Source organism: Arenibacter flavimaris, from assembly GCF_030291335.1.
Taxonomy (GTDB): domain Bacteria; phylum Bacteroidota; class Bacteroidia; order Flavobacteriales; family Flavobacteriaceae; genus Arenibacter.
In genome coordinates, this window is record NZ_JASWIM010000076.1 from 1 (window position 1) to 5,987 (window position 5,987).

Below are 5,987 nucleotides of genomic sequence, written 5' to 3' on the forward strand. Positions count from 1 at the left end.
TTCTCCAAGGAATTTTTTAGACTATGTCTAAAAATCGGATTCAAAACTCCGCGCTTTTTTCAAAACAAAAAGCTGAATCTCGGAGCTTTTGAATCCTATTCTGTGGATAAGGATTCCCATTCACAAACTTCTTGCTCTGATTTTCGACTCATTTCTCCTTAAATCTTTAATACCGATACCGATAATTCTTTTTAGAATGTCAATCGGAATATTGCAACCTAGAAATACAGAGTTGGCATCTAGATGACAGACAGTTACTGTTACCTATCCTAATGGTGAATCTGAAGAGATCAGCTGGTAGTTGCCATAATCTTTATAACCATATTAAGAATCCCCGATGCAATGCATCGGGGATTCTTTTTTATCATTCATTTTTCCCAGTAGGTTTTCATTAATTTTTATATTTGCCTGTATCATCAATTTCCTTGATTGTGGAATATCTTCCGACTTAAATCTAAACCTGTAATCAAATAAAGTACCCATAACCAAATCTACTTTTCATTTTCTTTGCTTGTCCAAAGAAAACGAAACAAAAGAAAAGACACCTTCTCCAAGGAATTTTTTAGACTATGTCTAAAAATCGGATTCAAAACTCCGCGCTTTTTTCAAAACAAAAAGCTGAATCTCGGAGCTTTTGAATCCTATTCTGTGGATAAGGATTCCCATTCATAAACTAGATGAAATCATACAGGAGAGGCTTATGTTAGCAGCAAAGTTGATGGGGTTGGTGTTAAACTAATGATTTGGGGCAGGAGGGGAGTGGAGGGAGAGAAATTGTTAGGCGTAGGAGTAGGGGCCCAATAAAAAGCAGGGATTTCATGGAAAATGCACCGTTGGTCGGAGAAATAATCCGGTACGTCGATGCGGGGAGGGGTGTTAATATTGCTTTAAACTAATGTTAATGAGGGATTTGCTTATATAAAAATGGGATTTTTGTCGTATCTTTTAGCTACAGACCAATAAAATCAATTTATATAAGAGTGTACCAAAAAAAATCCGTTAACCCTAAAACAAGCTTACACTATGGAAACAACCACAAAGATTAGTAGAAATTTGATTAGCAGGCCTTCCAACAGTGGATGTATTTTAAAATTGGAGCGTACCAATAATGACTTATGCCAATTGGAAAAAAAATTGACCTCTTATGTATGTGAACCCAACACATACTCATTGTTTATTAAATCTGAAACTCTCCGACACACATTAAAGAGCTTGAAAAATACGAATGTGGAATTGATCAAGGCTTTAAAAAGGGAAAAGGATTTAAAGATTGAACTCTTTGAAAAAACGATGGCCCAGATCCGTTCCTATCTGGAAGTACAAAAGTCGGTGGAGGAATACAGCAACATGTTGCGGTAGTAAAGCGTTGCCTATGATTTTCCTGTGGGTGTTTTACTAGAGCATGTAGCCAAGGGCAATAACATTAAAGGAAAAATAGGAAAAAAAGCTCCGGATATTGATATTCGGAGCTTTTTTTATGGAATATGGTTTACCATCGGATTCTATACTGTTATAAATTACGCAGATATTTAATCTTACATCCAGAATCCTACATAAATGATTTTAAAGGCTGTATGTTTAAAAGGGCCGACGTAAATGATGTTTATAGTATTCTTGTGGCCAGCGCGCCATCTCGCATAAAATATAGGAGATACTCAATCTTACATCCAGAATCCTACATAAATGATTTTAAAGGCTGTATGTTTAATAGGGCCGACGTAAATGATGTTTACAGTATTCTTGGCCAGCGCGCCATCTCGCATAAAATATAGGAGATACTTAATCTCCTATATTTTATCGTATTTTACATAATGTAAATTATAGTACAAATGTTATCATTGGTATTTTATAAGAGGAGTCCATTTGATAGCTATAATGTAGTATTATGTAAAATATCCCAGAAGCATTCGTTTTCATTAGAATAATTGGAACTTGGGTCATTAAACTAATAAGCGGTTTGCTTCGCAGAGTTTTTTAAAACATTATGTATCTATAATTAGCCGTTATGTAAAATAGCCGCTACCAAGCGCTCGATTGTTTTATAAAATCAAATTGCTCTGGCAATTTATTTTACACACAATTATCCAACGCTAGCCAACGCCAAAATAAAAGCTAACCTTTTGCTCTTATTAAAAATCGCGTATTCGATAAAATGTACGTCATAAAAAATTTTAGATGATTCTCGTAAACTTGCCACAAGAGCATAAATTTTAAGAAAAATAAAATTCTATGCACTTGTTATATGTAGAACTTCAATTAATCCTTTTTTTAATGTTTCATTATCTTTTGTCTTGAAACAAAAGAAACAAAAATTCAAGGCTGCATATAATTTTGGAAACAATTAAAGGCTCTTTCGCTATATTTTAGGAAACATTGTAACTGGTTAACATTGCTTTGAAATCACTTGTATAATTGAAACTCTTAAGAAACTGTATTACTAAATCCCTAAAATATACACGCTCATTTCTCCTATTGTTTTAGCCAAAATTTTATGAGGCCAAGTTTTAAATTATTTTTTTTTGTTCTCAATATCATTAATAATTTCATCAACAACTTCTTTAATTTCCTCTCCCATTTTTAAATATTCATCTGGAAATTCGTCTTTCATATAATGCATAAGTGTAAAATAGATAGGTTTAAACATATCAATTATTTGGTGTTTATTTAATAAATCATAAACAATATTATAATAACCTATACTTATCAATTCTATAAAATACTCAATAATATCATTAAATTCATATTGAAAATCTTCGTTGTTTTCATCATCCTCAAATGCACTTAAAATTGGGTTAATAACTTCTAAAGAAGTTTCAATCTCATTATTCCAAAGCAATACTTTTGCATAAAGTAATTTTTTTAGTGAGTTGAATTTGATGTTTTTATTAGCTAATTTAATATGACTTAGTGCTTTTTCTTTAAATTCATTAGCATCTAGGTATAATTCAGATAGACACACTAAAGCGTCGTAATCTTCATTAATCTCGTAGCTTTTCAAAAAATACTTTTCAGCATTTTTAAAATCACCCATGTTTTCATAAACATGAGCTAATTTGTGAATTGCCTCCTTATTTCCTAATTTAATTGATTTATTGTAATGCAATTTTGCTTTGGAATAATTTTCCGCATATACGTCATATACTTTTGCTATTGAAAATTGAATTTGTGAATTTTCAATATCTTTAATAGATTTCAATAATTTTTCAGCTTCTTTACTTTTGCTATCTTTTTCAAACAATATAGTCGCTAAATCAATCGAACTTTCTTCTGGATAATATTCGAGAGCCTTTTTAAAATAAATTTTAGCATTATCAAAATCGTTATTCTCATCATATAATCTCGCTAAACATAAATTAGCCCTTTTATCTCCTAACCTTATAGCTACTTTATAGTATTTTATTGCTTTCTTTTTTGAGTTTTTTATACTATATAGATGTCCTAAGAAATGTGATGATTTCATTTTAGATTCATCATGTTTTAACCCCTTAAGTAAGTATTCTTCGGCTAAATCAAATTCATCAATCTGAAGATATAAAAAACCTAAATCTCCCAATGCTTCGTTAGAGCCTTTGTTTATAGCTTCTTTATATTCCTTTATAGCCTTTTCACTTTCGCCTAATTTATGGTAAATTGAGCCTCTTAGCCCGTAATCTACATTTTCAATTTCAGTCTCTGATTCCATTAATAGATTGGAATACTTTAATGCGTTATCTAAATCATCAATTTGATAAAATGAATTTGAAATAAATCCATAAATTCTATCTTTTTTCGAAATTTCTAGAGCAATTTTTATTGCTGCTTCGTAATCTTCATTTAAATAGTAATTAAATGCAGAGAAATATAAATCTGAATCTGAAATTGACATTCCTTCAGTTAAATTTTCCGGTAATATTTCTTTCGACCTTAAAACGAGTTCTTTTTTTAATTTAATATCTATCGTTTTACAGCTTAAATACGCTTCTCCTAATAAAATCGCCGCAGCATCATCGTACTCACCATTGTTTAATGAATGTATATGTGAACTCACTCTTTTTTCAAGCTCTTCTTTACTACACCAAGATTCAAGAAATCTGACAAGCCAAATAACACGTTTTTTATCATATTTTCTACCATACCGCATTAAATACCAAATATTAAAAAACCTTTCTTTTATCTGATAAAGATGATTTTTTTTACCAGTATGAATCTTTTCAATTATTTGACTCTTTTCCAAATATCTTAATTGTGCGGAGACTATTTTACTTTCAATTCTTGAGTTTTTTGCTATATTTTTTACACTTGTAGCATCCCAACTTTTAGCCACAATATCAACTATTTTTTGTTGGTTTTTAGGGAGGTCATCCATTCTATGCTTATATAAAGGTGTAACAGCATCTAATGTTAGCTGCAAATCTTTGATAGAGCTGCCTCCTACATTATCTACAAATATTTTATATAGTGACACTATAGTTCTGGTAACACCGCCTGTTAAAATCCTTAGTATTTCGATTCTTTCAGGATTCTTTTCTATAATGTGATTTATTTGGTCGACTGAATCATCTAATTCAGATAATTTTAATAATAAGATTTTAATTTCTTCATTGTTTAATCCTTTTAATGGGATAGTTTTAAAAAATTCAAATAAAGGCTTTTGATAATCTAAAATTTGTTCAATTAAAACAGGAGAAGCTGCAATTAATCGTATAGACGAACATGTCATTAAAATTTCTCTTAACCTCTTGATTTCTAAATCGGAAAACTTCTTTAATAAGTCTCCAAAATTGTCAATAAAAAGTACAAGAATTTTCTTTTTATTTTTTAAACTGTCTATTAGAATATCAAAGCAATTTTCTTCACTATTTGATTTATTAATTTCATTTTCTATTTCATCAGATAAATGAGAAAAACCATAATAATCTTCTAAAATTTCTCCAATTTTTTCCCAAAGATTTAAGAGCTCGCTTATACCATATTGCTCTTCCCCTAGTGCCATTGGAATCAGATTAGATAACTCTTTATCATCTTCAATTGCATATTTTACTCTATGTATTAAAGTTGTTTTTCCTGAACCTCTTTGTCCAATTAATAAATAATGTTGACCAGGATATTTATTATCAGTTGTTTTTATATCAGACATAATTGATTCAAAAAGTCTGGTTCTCACAACAAATTCTTCAATTAGTTGGTCTTTTCTTTTATTTGCAGGATTATAAATTGTTGTATTCATAATTGAATTAATTTGCTACATATTTTTTCCACCATAATTTTAATATTGGTGAGTTAAACCTATATGATTCCCCTGAATCTTCAGAATGGATATATCCATCGTATATCAAGGTATGTATTAAGCTTCTATATTGTTTTTCAATTTTATACTTAACAGCTATATTATAAATATCTCCTTTTTTTATAATGTTATGATTAACAATAAAACTTAGTGTTTCAATAATAAAATCAAATTCTTCACCATTAAAGAAACCTCTAAGTCTACTATAGTAGTGTTCAAAATAATTATTATTCCTATAATCAATAATTTCTTGAAATGAATCATTAATTAACTCAATTGTTATTTCATCATCATCATCTTCCATCAAATCAATAACTTCCTTTATCATGAGTTTTATATAAAAAGGTGTTAGCCATTCAATTCTTTTAAGTAAAAAATCTATATTCTCGTTTGTAATATTTTTTTTCTCATAATTCAATATTGCATTTACCAATTCAACACCTTCATCATATTTGATTGGGTTTACTTTAATTGACATTATATCATTAATTAATGCAGTTGCATTTAAATTTTCAACAGTAGTATTGAGACCAATAGAGCCTGTAGCCTTACCCTTTTTAGGACATCTCTAAATTCAACAATTTTTCTTTAATATTGGTCGTTTCGGGGAAGAATTCTTCCCCGAAACGGTCTTTGTATTCCCTAGGTGGTATATCTCCCAAAGCGGAGTGGGGATGCTTCCTGTTGTAGTCCTCCCTCCATTTATCGGTCAGGGTTCTTA

4 protein-coding genes are annotated in these 5,987 nt (G+C 30.0%); 1 reads left to right on the forward strand and 3 read right to left on the reverse strand.

What is annotated here, in order from left to right; all coding sequences use genetic code 11:
* Positions 1-1,023: 1,023 nt before the first annotated feature.
* Positions 1,024-1,359, forward strand: coding sequence for a hypothetical protein (locus tag QSE00_RS24945; protein WP_286107989.1), 336 nt, complete (start codon positions 1,024-1,026; stop codon positions 1,357-1,359).
* A gap of 1,150 nt (positions 1,360-2,509) precedes the next feature.
* Here the strand turns inward: QSE00_RS24945 and QSE00_RS24950 are convergent.
* From QSE00_RS24950 to QSE00_RS25330, 3 genes are all read right to left on the reverse strand, one after another.
* Positions 2,510-5,206 (reverse strand): hypothetical protein, encoded by a 2,697-nt coding sequence (locus QSE00_RS24950; protein WP_286107990.1) that lies wholly within the window; start codon positions 5,204-5,206, stop codon positions 2,510-2,512.
* A 7-nt stretch (positions 5,207-5,213) separates the two neighbouring features.
* On the reverse strand, positions 5,214-5,744 hold the full coding sequence (locus QSE00_RS24955) for a hypothetical protein (protein WP_286107991.1): 531 nt from the start codon (positions 5,742-5,744) through the stop codon (positions 5,214-5,216).
* Between the two features lie 79 nt (positions 5,745-5,823).
* Positions 5,824-5,979 (reverse strand): integrase core domain-containing protein, encoded by a 156-nt coding sequence (locus QSE00_RS25330; RefSeq protein WP_353477504.1) that lies wholly within the window; start codon positions 5,977-5,979, stop codon positions 5,824-5,826.
* Positions 5,980-5,987: the final 8 nt, after the last annotated feature.

Excerpts from the sequence above, each read along its gene's own strand:
- QSE00_RS24955 (WP_286107991.1), bottom strand. The coding sequence starts at position 5,744 with ATGTCAATTAAAGTAAACCCAATCAAATATGATGAAGGTGTTGAATTG.
- QSE00_RS24945 (WP_286107989.1), top strand. The coding sequence starts at position 1,024 with ATGGAAACAACCACAAAGATTAGTAGAAATTTGATTAGCAGGCCTTCC.
- QSE00_RS24950 (WP_286107990.1), bottom strand. The coding sequence starts at position 5,206 with ATGAATACAACAATTTATAATCCTGCAAATAAAAGAAAAGACCAACTA.